The sequence below is a fragment of the Bacillus sp. SN1 genome (assembly GCF_002796895.1).
In the GTDB taxonomy this organism is placed as follows: Bacteria; Bacillota; Bacilli; order Bacillales; family Bacillaceae; genus Bacillus; species Bacillus inaquosorum.
Genome location: NZ_PHIE01000004.1, coordinates 400,563 through 418,207 on the forward strand (window position 1 = coordinate 400,563; position 17,645 = coordinate 418,207).

18 protein-coding genes and 2 pseudogenes are annotated in these 17,645 nt (G+C 39.3%); 10 read left to right on the top strand and 10 right to left on the bottom strand.

Annotated elements, in window-relative coordinates; translation table 11 throughout:
• The first annotated feature begins 322 nt into the window (after positions 1-322).
• Positions 323-748 carry a MaoC family dehydratase gene (locus CVV77_RS16170; protein WP_003240530.1) on the top strand — a complete coding sequence of 142 codons (426 nt, stop codon included), beginning with the start codon at positions 323-325 and terminating at the stop codon, positions 746-748.
• A 51-nt stretch (positions 749-799) separates the two neighbouring features.
• On the opposite strand, the gene CVV77_RS16175 is transcribed toward CVV77_RS16170, so the two are convergent.
• Positions 800-1,372, bottom strand: coding sequence for an alpha/beta hydrolase (locus tag CVV77_RS16175; protein WP_100275891.1), 573 nt, complete (start codon positions 1,370-1,372; stop codon positions 800-802).
• 83 nt (positions 1,373-1,455) lie between these two features.
• A complete protein-coding gene (locus tag CVV77_RS16180) occupies positions 1,456-1,785 on the bottom strand; it encodes a winged helix-turn-helix transcriptional regulator (protein ID WP_088111489.1) in 330 nt (109 codons plus the stop codon).
• Positions 1,786-2,198: 413 nt separating this feature from the next.
• Here CVV77_RS16180 and CVV77_RS16185 point away from each other — a divergent pair, with 413 nt between their 5' ends.
• Complete coding sequence (locus CVV77_RS16185; protein WP_019257576.1) at positions 2,199-3,071, top strand: YitT family protein; 873 nt, start codon at positions 2,199-2,201, stop codon at positions 3,069-3,071.
• 161 nt (positions 3,072-3,232) lie between these two features.
• Here CVV77_RS16185 and CVV77_RS16190 read toward each other — a convergent pair whose 3' ends face one another.
• Entirely contained in the window at positions 3,233-4,423 is a 1,191-nt protein-coding gene (locus tag CVV77_RS16190; protein WP_100275892.1) for an MFS transporter, read from the bottom strand.
• A 266-nt stretch (positions 4,424-4,689) separates the two neighbouring features.
• Here CVV77_RS16190 and CVV77_RS16195 point away from each other — a divergent pair, with 266 nt between their 5' ends.
• Together CVV77_RS16195 and CVV77_RS22090 are read left to right on the top strand one after the other, a co-directional pair.
• Entirely contained in the window at positions 4,690-5,268 is a 579-nt protein-coding gene (locus CVV77_RS16195; protein ID WP_019257578.1) for a TetR/AcrR family transcriptional regulator, read from the top strand.
• Positions 5,269-5,415: 147 nt separating this feature from the next.
• A pseudogene (locus CVV77_RS22090) lies at positions 5,416-5,860 on the top strand (arsinothricin resistance N-acetyltransferase ArsN1 family A).
• Between the two features lie 33 nt (positions 5,861-5,893).
• Here CVV77_RS22090 and CVV77_RS22510 read toward each other — a convergent pair.
• Positions 5,894-6,229: pseudogene (locus CVV77_RS22510) on the bottom strand (flavoprotein); the annotation flags it as partial.
• A 392-nt stretch (positions 6,230-6,621) separates the two neighbouring features.
• Between CVV77_RS22510 and CVV77_RS16210 the strand changes: the two are divergent.
• The 4 genes from CVV77_RS16210 to CVV77_RS16225 all read left to right on the top strand — a co-directional run bounded on the left by CVV77_RS16210 (position 6,622) and on the right by CVV77_RS16225 (position 10,883).
• Positions 6,622-8,274 (top strand): FAD-dependent oxidoreductase, encoded by a 1,653-nt coding sequence (locus CVV77_RS16210; protein WP_100275895.1) that lies wholly within the window; start codon positions 6,622-6,624, stop codon positions 8,272-8,274.
• A 54-nt stretch (positions 8,275-8,328) separates the two neighbouring features.
• Entirely contained in the window at positions 8,329-8,676 is a 348-nt protein-coding gene (locus CVV77_RS16215; RefSeq protein ID WP_019257581.1) for a metal-responsive transcriptional regulator AseR, read from the top strand.
• 12 nt (positions 8,677-8,688) lie between these two features.
• Positions 8,689-9,987 carry an arsenical efflux pump membrane protein ArsB gene (locus CVV77_RS16220; RefSeq protein ID WP_060398002.1) on the top strand — a complete coding sequence of 433 codons (1,299 nt, stop codon included), beginning with the start codon at positions 8,689-8,691 and terminating at the stop codon, positions 9,985-9,987.
• A gap of 149 nt (positions 9,988-10,136) precedes the next feature.
• On the top strand, positions 10,137-10,883 hold the full coding sequence (locus CVV77_RS16225) for a MerR family transcriptional regulator (protein ID WP_100275896.1): 747 nt from the start codon (positions 10,137-10,139) through the stop codon (positions 10,881-10,883).
• 115 nt (positions 10,884-10,998) lie between these two features.
• Here CVV77_RS16225 and CVV77_RS16230 read toward each other — a convergent pair whose 3' ends face one another.
• Entirely contained in the window at positions 10,999-11,919 is a 921-nt protein-coding gene (locus tag CVV77_RS16230) for a DMT family transporter (protein ID WP_100275897.1), read from the bottom strand.
• Positions 11,920-12,053: 134 nt separating this feature from the next.
• Between CVV77_RS16230 and CVV77_RS16235 the strand changes: the two genes are divergently transcribed.
• The gene (locus CVV77_RS16235) at positions 12,054-13,502 is read left to right on the top strand and encodes an aminotransferase-like domain-containing protein (RefSeq protein WP_100275898.1); all 1,449 of its coding nucleotides are present in this window, start codon (positions 12,054-12,056) and stop codon (positions 13,500-13,502) included.
• A 70-nt stretch (positions 13,503-13,572) separates the two neighbouring features.
• Here the strand turns inward: CVV77_RS16235 and CVV77_RS16240 are convergent, their stop codons facing one another.
• Positions 13,573-15,015, bottom strand: coding sequence for a pyridoxal phosphate-dependent decarboxylase family protein (locus CVV77_RS16240; RefSeq protein ID WP_100275899.1), 1,443 nt, complete (start codon positions 15,013-15,015; stop codon positions 13,573-13,575).
• A gap of 120 nt (positions 15,016-15,135) precedes the next feature.
• Entirely contained in the window at positions 15,136-15,753 is a 618-nt protein-coding gene (locus tag CVV77_RS16245; protein WP_100275900.1) for a flavin reductase family protein, read from the bottom strand.
• Positions 15,754-15,842: 89 nt separating this feature from the next.
• On the opposite strand from CVV77_RS16245, the gene CVV77_RS16250 reads away from it, so the two are divergent.
• Complete coding sequence (locus tag CVV77_RS16250; protein ID WP_100275901.1) at positions 15,843-16,523, top strand: ArsR/SmtB family transcription factor; 681 nt, start codon at positions 15,843-15,845, stop codon at positions 16,521-16,523.
• An 88-nt stretch (positions 16,524-16,611) separates the two neighbouring features.
• Here CVV77_RS16250 and CVV77_RS16255 read toward each other — a convergent pair whose 3' ends face one another.
• From CVV77_RS16255 to CVV77_RS16265, 3 genes are all read right to left on the bottom strand, one after another.
• On the bottom strand, positions 16,612-17,049 hold the full coding sequence (locus tag CVV77_RS16255; protein ID WP_100275902.1) for a carboxymuconolactone decarboxylase family protein: 438 nt from the start codon (positions 17,047-17,049) through the stop codon (positions 16,612-16,614).
• 83 nt (positions 17,050-17,132) lie between these two features.
• A complete protein-coding gene (locus CVV77_RS16260; RefSeq protein WP_080010745.1) occupies positions 17,133-17,309 on the bottom strand; it encodes a hypothetical protein in 177 nt (58 codons plus the stop codon).
• On the bottom strand, positions 17,306-17,455 hold the full coding sequence (locus tag CVV77_RS16265) for a hypothetical protein (RefSeq protein WP_088112513.1): 150 nt from the start codon (positions 17,453-17,455) through the stop codon (positions 17,306-17,308). Before CVV77_RS16265 ends, CVV77_RS16260 begins: the two co-directional genes overlap by 4 nt.
• Positions 17,456-17,645 lie beyond the last annotated feature (190 nt).

A 17,645-nucleotide genomic window follows, 5' to 3' on the forward strand; every position in this document is an offset into this window, starting at 1 on the left:
ATTGCACCGTAAATATCTTTAGTATAACTAGGGAAGAGTTGTGTGAAGAGTGAAATCAAGTTGAGATACCTTAGGAATCATTAGGGGATGATGGCTTTAAAAATATCAACAGCAATGAATGACAATATTGAAGATATGAGTGCCTTCAGTCTCCAGCTCATAATAAGTCTTGGATGATTTTTTATTGATACCCTTTTTACAATACCAATTAGAACCTTCTGCATCATAGGCAATTGATGAAGCTGTAAATGCAATTTTTTATTTGCTGATGTCTCAGTGCTACAATAAACAAGTACACAAATGACAAAATAGAGGTGTAAGCATGAAGTTAGATGAGTTTACAATTGGTCAGGTATTCAAAACGAAATCTTTAAAATTAACAAAAGATGATATTATGCGGTTTGCTGGTGAATTTGACCCTCAATATATGCATTTAGACGAGGAAAAAGCGAATAAAGGCAGATTTAATGGAATTATCGCTTCTGGCATACAAACGCTGGCCATTTCTTTTAAACTTTGGATTGAAGAAGGTTTCTATGGAGACGATATTATTGCCGGAACAGAAATGAATCATATTACATTCATAAAACCCGTTTATCCAGATGATGAACTGCATACAATTGTTGAGGTTCTTGATAAGCAGCCAAAGAGAAACGAAATGGGAATACTCACTGTATTGTTATCTACTTTTAATCATAAAGAAGAAAAAGTATTTGAAGGTGAGTTATCGGTATTGATTAAGCAATAACGCAGAAAGCCCGCTTTTCTAAAGCGGGCTTATTCAAATACTAAGAATGTTTTAGCGGGTTTCTTTTGAAAAATAGGAGTTTAAAATATCATGAACAATAGGTAAAGAAGTAAATCCCTCATTTTCTAAAAAATGACCCCCGTGTTGGACTTCATAAAACGCAGCGTCGATTTGTTGTGCCAGATCCTTGCTCCATGCAAATGGCACAATTTGATCGTCCTTAGAAGCAATGACAGCACGGTGCTTTGCGGACCTGATGATTTTTTGATCATCAAATGATCCCTCTGTAAATTCATCTAACATCTTTAAATTGGGCAATGATTTGGCAAAGCCGGAAACAAGAATGATTCCGCCAAGCTGTTCGCGCAATTGAGTACGTTCCAAAAACCTCAAAATGGCAGGGCACCCTAAGCTGTGTGCAACCAAATACGTATTCTCATGTAAATTGTGTTGATACAAAGAGAGTGTATCCAGCCAATCTTCTAGTCTTGGCTCAAGCGGATTAGGCATGTCTAAAACTTCTGCTTGAATCCCGTCTGCGAGCAGAAGTTTTTTTAGCCATGGAAACCAATGGTTTGCTGAGGAGGCTCTGTAGCCATGAATGATGTAGACTTGTTTTGTCATCTTTTTCTCCTAATAAAATATTTTTATTTAGTATAAAATTCCTCTCATTGGGAGACAAGTACGCACTTTTTTGTAAGTGGTTTTTATTCATGAGGTGCGCCTTGTGTTATTCCCCACTTGCACATTTCATCTATGAGGGGATACAAAGACAGCCCTCTGTCTGATAACGAATACTCTACTTTGAGGGGGATTTGAGAAACCTCTGTCCGATGAATAAGGCCGTCGGTTTGTAATTCCTTGAGCTGTGCGCTTAACATTTTATGGGTGATTAAGGGCATAGCCCGTTTCAGCTCTCCGTATCTCATCGTTTTTTCACATCCTAACTCATAGAGAATTCTCATTTTCCATTTGCCCCCTATAAGAGATATGGTGTATTCAAATGGGGCTTGTTTGCTGCGGCATAAGCTATTCAATGTAATCAAACCTCCTCTTTTAAAAGTATAATATCAGAATAAATCAGGATTTTCGGTGTTCTGATCTGGAAGCGTACATGTTTGAGGCCTAGTGCGGTAAATAACCCAAGGAGGTTCAAGTCTTCTCGTTTGTATGAAGGTTACCGAGGAATGTAAGTTCCTTTGTATTTGTGCTTTAAAAGGATTGCTAGATCTCATCTGCATCAGGTACATGTTGAATGTTCTAAGTCATAAAGGGTTACCTTATCTTTAGGATTTGATATTCTTCGGTTTGTATTTGGGATAAAGTGGTATCAGAAGCGGTACTCTTACAAAAATACCTGATTAACCTTTTTTAAAAGCATGTTTTTAGCTGAAAAAATCTATTATGGTATAGTTAAATATAACGAAATATTTAAGAAATGAGGAATGGTATGGATACAATCAAAAAACGTAAGAAATTTAAGGCGAAAATGATTCTGCAAGTCATCATGGTTATAATCGGAGGAATTATAGCGGCATATGGACTAGAAACAGTGCTTATTCCAAACAGTGTATCTGATGGAGGGGTGACTGGTCTTAGCATCGTTGGTTCACAGCTATTCAATTTGCCGCTGGGAATTTTGATTGCTGTTATTAACATTCCGTTTGTGTGGTTAGGATATAAGCAAATTGGGAAAAGCTTTGCGTTATTATCAATTATCGGAATCGTATCACTTGCCGCGGGTACAAGTTTTTTCCACCATACCCCGGCTATCATAGAGGGAGATACCTTGTTAATTACCGTTGTCGGCGGGATTATCCTTGGTTTTGGAATGGGCTTGGCGCTGCGTAATGGCGGCGCGTTAGATGGAATTGATATGCTTGCTGTGCTGCTATCCCGAAAACTGCCATTTGGAACGAGCGATCTCATTCTATTCTTAAACTTATTTGTGTTTATTTTTGTTTCCACAGTATTTGGTTTGCAAGGGGCGTTGCTTTCAGTCATTGCTTACTACATTGCATCCAAAGTCATTCATGTGGTTGAGGAAGGTTTAAGCGGTTCTAAAACCTTTCAAATTATTACCGCCGAACCTGAATTAATGGTAGAGACCATACGTGATCAATTAGGCCGAAGCGCCACATATAAAGACGCTTACGGGGGTTTTTCCCACGAGAAGTTTAAAGAAATCACATGTGTCATCAACCGCTTAGAAGAAACCAAACTAAAGGAAATTATTAATGAAATTGACAGAACTGCCTTTGTTACTGTATATGACGTAGCTGAAGTGAAGGGCAGCAATTTTAGAAAACTTAATCATCATTAGAAAAAGAATGACCTTTTTAATGATCACTCCCAGAATAGGTTTTTGCCATCATATGTTTAGGGAATAATCGGTGAAGGCCTCAATCATAGAAATACCAAGGGTTTATACGCCCTTGGTATTTTTGTTTATTTACTCCACACTGCTTATTTTTGGTGAAAGACTTATTTCTCTGTGACGAAATAAAGCAAAGCTATGACCGGAAAAGCGATTCCAATCCATAATGCTGCACTCCATCCGCCTGAGGCATATGCCCATCCTCCAATAGATGACCCTACAGCGCCACCAAGAAAGAAGATCGCCATGAATAATCCGTTTAATCGACTGCGAATGTCTGGCGCCAACGAAAAAATGGCACGTTGGCTGAGCACAAGGTTTGCAGATACGCCCATATCTAACAGAATAGCTGCGGCCACTAGAACTGCTATTCCGACGGGGGAGCTGCTCTGAATCATGAGCGGCAGTAATAAAGAAACGATGACAACACCGAGAGCGATTCCAGTGGCAAGCCGGGTCAAGCCGCGATCAGCCAGACGGCCGCCTATTGGCGCAGCGACTGCACCTGCAATTCCCACAAGTGCGTATAGCGCTATTGCCTTCTGAGAAAAATGAAAAGCGGGACCGGACAATAATAAAGGTACAGTAGTCCAGAACAAGCTGAAAGCTCCAAATACAAACGCATGGTAGATGGCACGGCGGCGTAAGACTGGAGTCGTACGCAGCAACTTCCACATTGAACCGAGTAAGGCAGTATAGTTTGTGTTTGCTGTTGGTTTTCTGGCAGGGAGCACTTTTGATAATACGATTGCCAGGACAACACTTACCGCGGCGGACAACGCAAATATTGCATTCCACCCCCAGATATCAGCGACTAGACTGGATATCGGGCGGGAAAGCATGATACCGAGTAACAGGCCGCTCATGACATTGCCGACAACACGGCCGCGTTCAGAATCTGATGCAAGGTATGATGCAAATGGCACGAGCACTTGGGCTGCGATCGATCCTAATCCGATGAAAAAGGCAGCTGCTAAAAACAGTGTTCCCTGCTTCACAAATGCTGTTGCAGTCAAAGCCGCTGCGCTTAGCAGGAGCGATACAACGACAAGTTTTTTATTTTCGATAATGTCTCCCAAAGGGACCAGAAATAGTAAGCCGGCAACGTATCCCATTTGGGTTAGTGTGACAATCAATCCGGCATTGCTTGGAGAAAGTCCAATTGCCGTACTAATTAATCCTATCAAGGGTTGTGCATAGTAAAGATTAGCGACAATGATACCGCATGCAGTTGCGAGAAGAAGGGTTAAACTGGGTGAAATCCTCTGATCTGCTGTTTGTTTGTTTAATTTCTTCATAAGAATGAACTCCTTTTTAAGGGTTTTATGATGTTTCATAAATGATTTGCAGATTCATCGCCTTTCCATAGATTTTTCGTGATAAGGTTTTGCGAAATTTTGACAATGACTTTTCTTAAGTTATTTTCTAAACTGAACGTTTAGTTTTGTTTATAAGGCAATAATATACTGAACGTTTAGTTTTGTAAATGGGTTTCTGTTTTATTTTTTTTATCATGTTAAGTATACTGAACGTATCGTTTTTATTTCGGGAAGGAATGATTCATGTGCAGAGTAAACGAGGGAGACCGCGTGATGAAGGAACACATAAGGCGATTCTTTCTGCTGCCTACGACCTCTTGTTGGAAAAAGGCTTTGATGCGGTGACAGTCGATAAAATTGCAGAGCGTGCGAAAGTGAGTAAAGCAACGATTTATAAATGGTGGTCAAACAAGGCTGCCGTTATAATGGATAGCTTTCTTTCAACCGCAACGGAAAGACTGCCTGTGCCTGATACAGGATCAACAGTAAATGATATAGTAACCCACGCCACGAATTTAGCAAGGTTTTTGACAAGCCGGGAAGGAACCGTTATTAAGGAATTAATAGGTGCAGGGCAGTTGGATGAAAAATTGGCGGAAGAATATCGCACACGATTTTTTCAGCCTCGCCGCCTCCAAGCTAAAGGCCTTCTAGAAAAGGGAATTCAGAAAGGTGAATTAAGAGAGAATCTTGATATTGAAGTAAGCATTGACCTCATTTACGGACCGATTTTCTATCGCCTGCTTATAACAGGGGACGAGGTGAATGATTCCTATGTGCATGATTTGGTGATGAATGCGTTTGAGGGAGTTCAAGCTACGTGAATCATATTAGGGATCTGGTACAGACCAGCCCGTAGCCGTCACAATATAAGTTGTTTTGATAAGTTTCCTTTCTCTTGTTTCATTTAAAATATAAAGAGGGGTGCTGATAAGAACTGCAAAAGATACGGATTTAGTTAGAATTTAGATATTTATGACCAAGGCATAGCTGATCGTATTGCCCACTTTAGAACTGGAAGAAAAAGATTTGGATTATATGACAAATTGGTTTTCTGATCGCACAGAGAAATATAAGATTCTTGTTGCTGAAGTAGATCATTGTGTTGTGGGATGGGTCTCTCTTAATCCCTATCTCACCGGCCCGCATACCAGGATGTTGCTGATCTACCTATTTATAACGATCGAAATCATCGAGGAAAAGGTATAGGAAAAGTTCTCTTATCGGGTATCGAAAAAGAAGCCATCCAATCGGGCATTCAAAAAAATCGTATTATTTACATTCCCTTTTAATCAATTGGGATAAGGGCTATATACTTCAATGGGTTATCGCGAAGTTGGAGTATTTAAAGAACAGGGGAAAATCGACGGTCATTATGTAGATGTCATGGTAATGGAGAAAATACTTGCAAAGTAAACAGGCCTCTAAAGAGAGACCTGTTTTTTAAAATTAATCACAGCAGCAGGATGTTTTTGCAGCCGGCGGTTTTGGTGTCAGTTTGCAAACTCCGGTTTCAGGCAGTTTTAATTTCACCTGTTGCGCAGACTCGTGGTCACCATTTATATAAGCGACAACAGAACGAGCCTGTTCGTAGTCTGTAGCTAATAAGAATGTAGGGGCTCTTCCGTAGCTTTTTGAGCCAATAATATAGAAGTTCTTTTCAGGCTGCCTTAATTCTTTTTCACCATGCGGCCGAACAGTTCCGCAGCTGTGGATGTTTGGGTCAATTAAATCAGCTAAGTCCGGTACGCATTCTAACGCCGAATCAAATGTATGACGGATTTCTTAATCTGTAATGAGTTCTTCTGTGTTTATCGGATTTGGATTTTGCCAAGTGCCTGCAGCATCAATAACTGCTTGTTGTTTTGAATATAAACAATTGATTATATAAATAGAAGCTTATATAATGACGGTGGAACAAAATCTAATGATTTACTTTTTGGGGCGCTAAGGGTGTAGGCAGTGACTCAGATTTCGTTTTCGAAGTTTATTTTGTCATCGGACTTATGTTACTTGATTATCGTCAAGACAAGATAAACGGAATCCAATTAATGATCTGGGCTGCACTTGTATTTATGACAGGGCCAATCGGTTTTTTCATATATGTGTTTAAAGTGAGATGAATACATCATCATGTAACCAAAAAATTTAATTTACTCGTAATGGAGGATTATTCAATGAAGATGATTATAGTTGGTTCAGTTGCAGCTGGTACGTCTGTTGCGGCAAAAGCACGAAGAAATAATGAAAACATCGATATTACAGTTTATAATGCAGATTATGATATTTCATATTCAATTTGCGGTATTCCATACTTTTTAGGCGGGGAAGTAGAAAATCTGAGTTCCCTGACTCCAAGAAGTGCTGCATGGTTTAAAGATCGATATCATGTTGACATCTTCACCCGCCACGAAGTGACTCAAATCAATATTGAACAAAAGAACGTTGTGGTGAAGGATCTTGAAACGGGATTAGAAAAGATTGATTCATTCGATTCGTTAGTTCTCGCCACAGGTGCATCTCCAATCACTCCAGATATCCCTGGCGTTGATAGAGAGCATGTCTTTCAAGTAAGAACGATACAGAATACTTCTCAAATTGATCAGTATGTAACACAAGAAAATCCTAAAAGAGCAACGATTATTGGAGCGGGCTATATTGGACTGGAGTTAGCTGAACAGCTTACCCGCAAAGGGTTAGACGTAACAATGATTCAACGCAGTCACCAAGTTATGCCAAACCTTGATAAGGATATGGCGTTTAGAGTTGAAGAAGAACTTCGAAGAAATGGAGTCCATTTGTTATTAAATGAAGAAGCCACATCCATAGAGGAAAAATCAGTTCATACAAGATCAGGGCAGTGCATTGAATCAGATATTGTAATTTTAGCTGCCGGTGTCCGCCCTAATACGAAAATTGCAGCAGACGCTGGTGTTGCCCTTGGTTCAACCGGTGCGATTGCAGTGAATTCAAAAATGCAAACGAACGTAAAGGATGTTTATGCAGTGGGTGATGTTGCAGAAAGTTATTCCTTGATTACAGGTGATCCGATGTATCGCCCGTTGGGATCTACTGCAAATAAGATGGGACGGATTGCAGGGGATGTACTTACCGGCGGGGATCTGGAGCATCGCGGCATCCTTGGAACAGGTATCCTGAGAGTGTTTGCCTTAACTGTAGGGCAAACCGGGCTAAGCGAAAAAGAGGCAAGAGAGTATGGGTATGACGTTGAAGTTCTATATAATCTCAAACCTGCGAGAGCTGACTATTTAGGCGGCAAAGAATTGGTAATCAAGGCTGTAGCAGATAAATCTACGGGGCGTATTCTCGGTGTCCAAATTGTTGGGGCAGAAGGCGTAGATAAGCGTATTGATGTGTTTGCAACAGCTATTACGTTTAAAGCGAAAGCAGAGGACTTATTCCATTTAGATTTGGCATATGCTCCGCCATTCAGCACCACAAAAGATCCAGTTATGTATACGGGAATGGCTCTTGATAATGCAATCAAAAACAAAAATCGTTTAATCACGCCAAATGAATTATTGAAAAGGATGGATAATGGAGAACGTTTGCAAATTATCGACACAAGGGCTGAAAAACAATATCGCGTCTCACACGTGCCTGATGCATTGAATATTCCTTTGTCAGAACTTCGGGAACGTGCAAACAAACTAGATCCTGATCTCACCACAATCACTTATTGCAATAGCGGGGTAACAGGAAATGCAGCCCAAAACATTTTGATCAATATGGGAATAAAAGACGTTTACAATCTTTCCGGAGGAAACAAAAACTTTCAAACATATATCAAGCTAAAGGGTAATGTATAATCAATTAGCCTATATAATGATTTAATTATATATTGATTTAAAGGAGGGGTTCATATGACTGTTGATACAAAAATAGGAGTTGCTGCGATGACCCGCTGTTTAAAAACACTAAGTGATCAAACAAGGCTTATGATGATGAAAATATTTCTTGAAAAAGAATATTGTGTCTGTCAATTGGTTGATATGTTCGAAATGAGCCAGCCCGCCATAAGCCAGCATTTGCGAAAATTAAAAAACGCGGGATTTGTGAACGAGGACAGAAGAGGGCAATGGCGTTATTATTCAATAAATAAATCATGTCCCGAGTTTGATACACTGCAATTTCTCTTACATCAAATCGATCAGGAGGACGAATTGTTAAAGCGCATTAAACAAAAGGAAACTCAAGCGTGTTGCCATTAAGGAGGCATTGGATTGACTTCAGTCATTTTGGCGTTATTCATCTTTTTATTAACTTTAGTATTAGTCATATGGCAGCCGAGAAACTTGTCTATAGGATGGTCAGCCTGTGGAGGAGCTGTTTTGGCTCTAATAGCCGGGGTTGTGAATTTTCATGATGTGTTAACTGTGACAGGGATTGTTTGGAATGCGACATTGGCCTTTGTAGCAATCATTATTATATCGTTAATCCTTGATAACATCGGTTTCTTTGAATGGGCAGCGCTTCATATGGCGAAGGCTGCAAAAGGAAATGGTGTGCGCATGTTCGTTTATGTATCTATATTAGGAGCGATAGTCGCTGCTTTATTTGCAAATGACGGTGCAGCTCTTATCTTGACACCGATTGTATTAGCGATGGTCAGAGCTTTAAACTTCAATGAAAAATTGGTTTTTCCTTTTATCATTGCCAGCGGGTTTATTGCAGATACGACCTCGCTTCCATTAGTAGTGAGCAATTTGGTCAACATCGTTTCAGCAGACTATTTTCATATCACGTTTATTGATTATGCATCCAGAATGATTGTCCCGAACTTGTTCTCGTTACTGGCAAGTATCATTGTACTTTACCTTTTCTTTAGAAAAAGCATACCAAAACGTTATGATCTGACTGAGGTAAAAAAACCTGTTGAAGCCATAAAAGATCAGAACATGTTCAAGCTATCATGGTATATCTTGGGGTTGTTGTTAGTTGGATACTTTGCAAGTGAATTCTTATCTATCCCTGTATCAGTGGTAGCGGGTATCATTGCAATCTTTTTCTTAATTGCTGCACAAAAGAGTCCAGCCGTTCATACAAAAAAAGTGCTGAAAGAAGCGCCGTGGGCTATTGTGTTCTTTTCAATTGGCATGTACGTTGTTGTGTACGGTGTCCGTAATGCTGGATTGACAGATGTCCTTTCAGATGTGATTCAAGCCATGGCTGATCAAGGAGTGTTTGCAGGTACGATTGGAATGGGCTTTATTGCGGCAATTCTTTCTTCCGTTATGAATAACTTGCCGACTGTCATGATTGATGCACTGGCTATTGCCGGCACAGATACACATGGGATGATGAGAGAAGCGCTCATATATGCAAATGTCATCGGTTCAGATTTAGGACCTAAAATAACACCGATTGGTTCCTTGGCGACACTATTATGGCTCCATGTCCTTTCACAAAAAGGTGTGAAGATTTCCTGGGGCACGTATTTTAAAACAGGAATCATTCTAACAATCCCAACACTATTTATTACACTTGTCGGCCTGTACATTTGGCTGATGATTATTCATTAACCGGAAAATCGTAATGAAAAAGAACCTATAAAAGGTTCTTTTTTTCATTACATGGCTTGTTGTTTTTAGTCATAAAAGGTGAAATGAATGTGTTGACTCTTACCTTCGAGGATACCTTAGTATAAAGAACACGGAAAGGAGGAATTGAAGTGTATACCGTTCGTGAAGTTGCAAAGTTAGCTCACACAACAGTGAAGACGTTACATTACTATCACAAATTAGGCCTTTTGATTCCGGAGCAAACGACGGAAGCAGGCTACCGTTTATACGGAAAAAAGGATATCGAACGATTACAGCAAATCCTTTTTTACAAAGAACTGGATTTTCCTCTCAAAGAAATTCAACAATTATTAGATGGAGAAACTGATAGAGAAAATATGCTGATCCAGCAAAAATATTTATTAGAACAAAAAATCGAACGATTTAAAGGACTGGTCAAGACAATCAATTCCTCTATCAAAAGCGCCAAAGAAGGAGTCGATTTAGATATGGAAACAATGTTTAAAGGTTTTGAAACTGAAGATGAATGGGAAGAAGCCTTAAAAGACCAAAATGAACATTTGAAAAAAGAGTATGATTTTGATTTATCCAATCAAACAATTGATGTAGAAGCAATGAACGATTCTGCCATAGAAGCGCAGTCATTTAATGAAGGTATGGTTCGATTCTTGCAAGAAGGCTTCTCTGCAAACGATCCAAACGTTTTGGATCGAGTAAAAGAACACTTAGCCTTTTTGAGAAAAAAGGGGCATCCATCAACACCGCAAGACTTTCTAAATCAGACAGAGTTTTTCATCGCTGATGAGTTTCATAGAAATATGCTTGAGCAATTGCAAACAGGTTACGCTTATTTCCTGAATAAAGCAGCAGCTGCTTATTTGGAAAATATAAAATAGCATTCAATCATAAGCTATTTATTGCCCAGTTTCAAAAAGAGGTTATAAATGAAAATATGTTTTTACCAGGAACGAATAAAGGAGATACCAAACGATGTTTGGTATCTTTTTTGCTTTAGAGTTTGTTACCCCTTTTAGAAGAAAAATGGGGGATTAAAATCTGATTCATTTTATTTCCTTTGAGGTAGGTGAAACACACTCCGCCGATTGTCACCACCCCGCCTAGCAGGGAGAAGAATACGGGTATTTCACCTATCCACACCCAAGAAATGATCAAGGCTAAAGCCGGTGTTACATAAAGTGAAAGGGTTGCTTCTGAAGCACCGACGAGTGAAGTGACATATGCAAGTGCAAAGTATGGCACAACTGTTGGCAATAAACCTAAATAAACAATAGACAATGTTGCGTTCATGGATGCGTTTATCATCTCTCCGCCTAAGCCTGGCAAAAAAACAAGCATAGGTACTGTTCCGCCCCAAATTGCAAATGTAACGAATGGAATAAAACCATATTTTTTTATATAACGGGGTTGAAAAACGAAGTAAATGCTTTCTGAAAAAGCTGCCAGCAGAATGACCACAATACCTTTCAATGAATATGTATAGTCTCCTGTCCCAAATGCAATTAATGACACACCGAATAAACTGATGATAGAGCCTATCCATTTAGTAAATCCAAAATGCTCCCTAAAAAACAGGCAGGATAACATAGCAGAAAAGATCGGTGCCGTGGTGACGAGTAAGCTTGCAACTCCGGCACTCACTGTTTTTTCACCGATATTCAGCAAACTGTGATAGAGTGCAAAACCTAAAAATCCTAAAAAGAAAATGGCAGGAATGTCCTTCATGTCAGGTAAGCGCATCTGTGTAAAAACCGCAAAAAGCAATAATGCCAGAGAGCCGACTAATAAACGAAATAAAGCAAGATGTTCTGGTGTGTAATCTTCCAGGCCTGCGCGAATCCCAGGAAAAGCTGATGCCCACAAACCGATCATCAGACTGTTAGATATGATCATTTGAACTGTTTTCTTTCGCATATTTCTCCCTCCTCTTTACAAAAACCAACCAGTTATTTAATGTGTTTCTATACTAATAAAGATTTGGTGTTTTGGCTTCAACCAGTTAAAAGGATTTTAATCCAACCAATTTAGTTTGAAGGAGACTGCTTATCATGAGCTTTCCAGAAGAAAAAAAGATGAAAAAACTTCCTAAGTACATACAAATCATTCATTTTATAAAGGAGAAAATAGGAAATGGAGAGTGGCCGATTGGAAGCAAGATTCCAAGCCAGCGCACGCTTGCAAAAGACTTTCAGGTAAATCGAAGCACAGTGATTACAGCCTTAGAGGAATTAATGGCAGACGGGTTAATAGAAGGCAGAATGGGGAAGGGCACAGTTGTTATCAACAATACATGGACACTGCTGGCTAAAAATTCTGCTCCTAATTGGGATCAATATGTAACCTCTGGAATCCAGCAGCCTAGCCAAAAAATCGTTCAAGAGATAAACCAATCGGAATCAAATACGGATCTAATACAGCTCAGCAAAGGCGAACTTTCAACTGAGATTTTTCCTTTGGCTGCTATGAAAGAGATGATGGGCAAGGTATCTCAAAACATGGAAGCATTCGGATATGAGGATCCAAAAGGTTATTTCCCATTGAGAGAGGCATTAAGCAACTATTTAAGAACTATTGGAATCAATGCTTCACCTTCTTCCATTCTGATTGTTTCTGGAGCGTTGCAGGCCTTACAGCTGATATCAATGGGCCTTTTGCAAAGAGGATCAACCGTTTATCTTGATCAGCCATCCTACCTTTATTCATTACACGTGTTTCAATCTGCCGGTATGAAACTGACTGGCCTTCCTATGGATCGAGACGGGCTTTTGCCGGAAAATATTTATATGCCTAGAGGAGAACGGGGAAGGGCTATATTATATACAAATCCATGTTTTCATAATCCGACCGGTATTTTAATGTCCAAAAAGCGACGAGAAGAAATCTTAGCAGCAAGTGAGAATACACAGCTTCCCATTATTGAAGATGACATTTATCGTGAGTTATGGATCGATGAAGTGCCGCCAGATCCTATCAAAACAATAGATAAAAGTGGGCATGTGCTATACATAGGCAGTTTATCGAAAACGTTAAGCCCGGGCTTGAGGATCGGATGGATCGTCGGACCGGAACCTGTGATCGAACGTTTATCCGACATTAAAATGCAAACAGATTACGGATCCAGTTCGTTATCCCAGAGAGTAGCGGCAGAGTGGTTTACATCCGGCCAATACCAGCGGCATGTAGAATTCGTTAGACAGCAATTAAAGGTGAGAAGGGAATTGGTCTTGAGTGCTTTAGAAACCCATTTGAAGAATGTTGCAACATGGAATGTTCCTAAGGGAGGATTCTTTGTCTGGATAAAAATATTGCCTACTATATCAATGAAATTACTTTATGCGAAAGCCTTATCAAAAGGGATTCTTCTTAATCTCGGCAGTATCTATGCTCAGGAGAAGGGGAATTATGTACGCTTATCATATGCTTATGCATCCCTTGAAGACCTTCAAAAAGGGATTTATGAATTGGGCTTGATGATTAAAGAATTGGCAAGCAGGTAGCTATTTATCCAAATGGATATTTTCTAAAAAAAGAGACCAAGTCTAAAATCACTTGATCTGATGAGTTTTATTAAACAGTTTGTTTATATTCACCATAAAATTGATCTATTTTCCTAAAAAGTTCTTGTATAAGCGTGTCTGATATAAATGGATTGAGTAACACTGCCCGCAGCCAGCGATGTTCCTTAAAATCTGGCAATGACAAGAAGACATTTTCTTCTTTTAATAAGAACTGCTGCAGTTCCAGGTTCCAGTTATCCCATTGGCCCTTATCAATGTCAATCGGTATACCCCGGAAGCAGCAGATGTTTGTATCTGGCTCGCAATAAAGCTCAAGAAAAGGCCGTTGTTTCACTTGTTTTATAAATTTTTCGTTTAATGCGAAGCTTTCGTTTATCAACTGATTGTATCCTTTTGTTCCTATGTGTTGAAGTGATAAGTATAATTTTAAAATATCCGCATGTCTTGTGCCCTGAACACCTATTTCTCCTAGATTAATAAAATCAGTATCGTTCATATACGGGGCAGATATACGAAAATCAGTTTCAAGGATTTCACGGTTTTTAAAAAGAGTCATTGCACAGGTCTTTGTGATGTACATCCACTTTTGCGGATTAAAAGTAATGGAATCAGCCATTTCAATACCAGCCAGTTTATTACGATATTCTTCAGAAAAAACTAGAGCGCCGCCATATGCTGCATCTACATGTAACCACAGTCCGTTTTCCTTTGTGATTCTTGCGATAGGCAAAATTGGATCTATACTTCCTGTCACAGTAGTTCCAGCAGTTGCGACAACAGCCAATGGGATTTTGCCTTCACTTTTTGCACGATGAATTTTTGTTTCTAAATCATGAATATCCATGCGAGCAAGTTTGTTACTTTTTACTGGAATGATACTGGAGGTTCCTAAACCTAGGATCATAGCAGCTTTGTGCAGGGAAGTATGGCTTACATCTGAAACAAAGATGACAGGCTGTCCAGAAAGTCCGAATACACCAGTCTTTTTCACATTTAATTGATAATTTCTCGCTGCTGTAAGTGCATGAAGATTAGCGAGGCTCCCGCCGCTTGTCATGACTCCCCCTGACATATCATCATATCCAAACATACGGGCAATGGTTTTGAGTAACTGTGCTTCCATTTTTGAAAAAACAGGAGACATCTCAAGGCTTAGCATATTGTTATTAATGGAACTGCTTATGAAGTCACCCAAGCATGACATGAGAGTGGGGATCGAATCCATATGGCCCATATATCTTGGGTTTTGAGGATTCATTGAGTTTTTGATGATACCCTGCAAGTTTAGCAAGAGTTTTTCAAGTTCTATACCAGTCTCGGGGATATCACTATAATCAAATGACTCCATGGAAGGCAGTGTCTCTCTCTTTGCAGCATGACTTGAGTTTTCAATAACTAATCCGACTAATTGATCGACTAAGCCCCTTATTTCATTTACATTGTCTCCATTAGGGTCTATGAATGCGTTGTTAGGTAAAAAAGATAATTCCATAGAGGCCTCACTCTCCTGTCATTACAATTTTTTCAATTATATCATGATGACAGCATGAGGATGAGTATGCTCTTTATCTGCTAATAACAATGGTTACTAAAATAGCTGTCTTAAAAAGGGTCATGTTTCTGAACGAAAGGTTTTTCCTCTCTCTCTTCCTAAACCAAAATAATGTCTAAAATTATAGATAAGCGGACTCCATTTAGAAGGGTTTATATGGTTTTCGTTCAATATGATCCTTTCCTCGGCGTGAAAATGTAATGCTTGTGTCTCTACAATCGCAAATGATGGTTCATATTCTGGTATCCGAATATGTTTGACTTCGGCTTCAATGTGGATAGGGCATTCTTTAATTCGTGTTGGTGCTACTGTCTTTGATTTCAAAGGTGTTAAACCCGCTGCCTCATATTTTTCTTTTTTATATGTAAACCCGAGCTGTTTCTTCAAAGGCGGCACATTCTTTTTTCCGCTATAAGACGAAATTCTTTCAACGTGTTCCCATAAATCAGGGCCAGGCAAGTTTATGACACATTCTTTGTGTCTTTCCAAATTTTCAATGGCTTTTCCTCCCAGGCCTACTCCAAGGACAATATAGTTTCCAAGAGCCCAAGAAGAAGACATAGGACTAATATTAGTGGTGCCATCCTCATTCAATGTGGAAAGAAGAAATGTTGAGGACCCATAATACATGATTTTTGGTTTGATTTCTTTAAAATGAGTGTCTTGTTCAATGTCCAACGCTTATTCCTCCTTGTCATCATTACATACATATTGTAAAGGTTTAACATTTCAACTATCATCGAAATATGAATGTAAGGAGGAAAATCATGAATCCTAATATTGCAAAAATTTCTTCGTTGCTATCTGATCCCTCTCGTTCTTCTATTCTTCTCAGCCTAATGGATGGAAGGATACACCCTGCAGGAGAGCTTGCATATCTCGCTAACATTAAACCTCAAACCGCAAGTTTTCACCTGAATAAATTGCTTGAAGCAAAGCTGATCAGCGTAGAGAAGCATGGAAGGCATCGGTATTATAGATTGTCTAACTCAGAGGCTGCCAGCGTGATCGAACAGTTGCTTAGTATTGCGCCTAAAGAAAAAGTCACGTCTTTAAAAGATTCAAAAGAGAAAAGTGACTTGCATTTTGCCCGCACCTGTTATGATCATCTGGCAGGTTATGTGGGCGTGCAAATCACAAATTCACTAGTTGAGCAGGGGATGTTAAAAAAAGTCGATTTAAACTTTGAGGTGACGTCAGAGGGCTCTTTGTTCTTTTCGAATTTTGGCATCAACGAAGAGCAGCAACGAAATAAGAGGAGGGCATTTGCCCGCTGCTGTTTAGATTGGAGTGAGCGGCAGCATCATCTTGCAGGAGCGTTAGGAAATGCCCTATTGGTACGCATGTTAGAAGAAAAATGGATCGTTCGTATGCCGAAAACGAGAGCGGTTAAGATTACACCAAGCGGCAAAATCGCATTTGAGAAGTATTTGAAAATGTATATTTAGGGTTTGAGCATTGGAGGAGAGGCATTTTTACTCACATATAATAAAGAAGGAGTGGGATTCGATAATATCTTACTCCTTCTTTTTATGTTTAAGTTGCTTTATTCCCCATTGCAATAGAGATGCGATTCCAACTGTTTATCTGATTGATGATGAGAACAAGGTCAACATATTGTTTTTCATCATAATGTTCCCGCACTCGATGGTACAGCTCATCAGGAACCCTTTTAGATGGAATGAGAGTGATGTGCTCAGACAGTTCGAGAGCCGCTTTCTCTTCAGGTGAATAAAAATCACATTCATTCCAAGCGCTTAAACAGTAAATTCGCTGTTCAGTTTCGCCCATTTTGCGGGCATCGGAAGTATGCATATCTAAGCAAAAAGCACAGCCGTTTATTTGAGAAACTCTGATTTTGATCAGTTCTCTCGTGGTTCGGTTAATTGAAGATTGCTTCGTGTATTTCTCCATATCCATCATCATCTTCATACCTTCAGGTGCAGTATCATAGTAGGACACTCTTTGACTCATAAGGCAAGACTCCTTTCCTTAAGATACTTAGATTGTATCCCGGTATTGATCATTTTACCAATGTGCAGTGGCATTATACTTCCCTATCTTTTGGCAAGAAGCTGCTTTGAATAAAAATAGGGATAGCCCAAAATGATGAGTGGAGCTGCTAATACAAGCAGGATCCATGAGCCTGAGTGACTGTCTCTAATGACTCCAATGAATACACAAGTACCGATAAGAAAATATAATAAAGCACCTAAAAACCAATACATGTTCATTCCTCTTTTTCTTTACAAGTGATCTTTGATTGAGTATTTTTGTCTTTCTTATTGCTTAATCGATCAGGGCACTGATTTTTTAACACTTTTTCAGTTCGGATTCCTTTTCTTTTTAATGATAAAATTGTGAGATCAATCGATTTCATGATGATCATTCCTTCAATGAATAGTGAGTTCCTCATTATTGTAAATGTAAATTTGGAAAGATAAAACGTACATAAAGGCAGAACGCTTATGTACGTTTGGGCAATGATCATATGTTGGGAACGCTAATGCTTTACTGCATCTTTGTATTGTTGAGTTCCCTCTCATCCTATAAAATGATGGGATAAATGT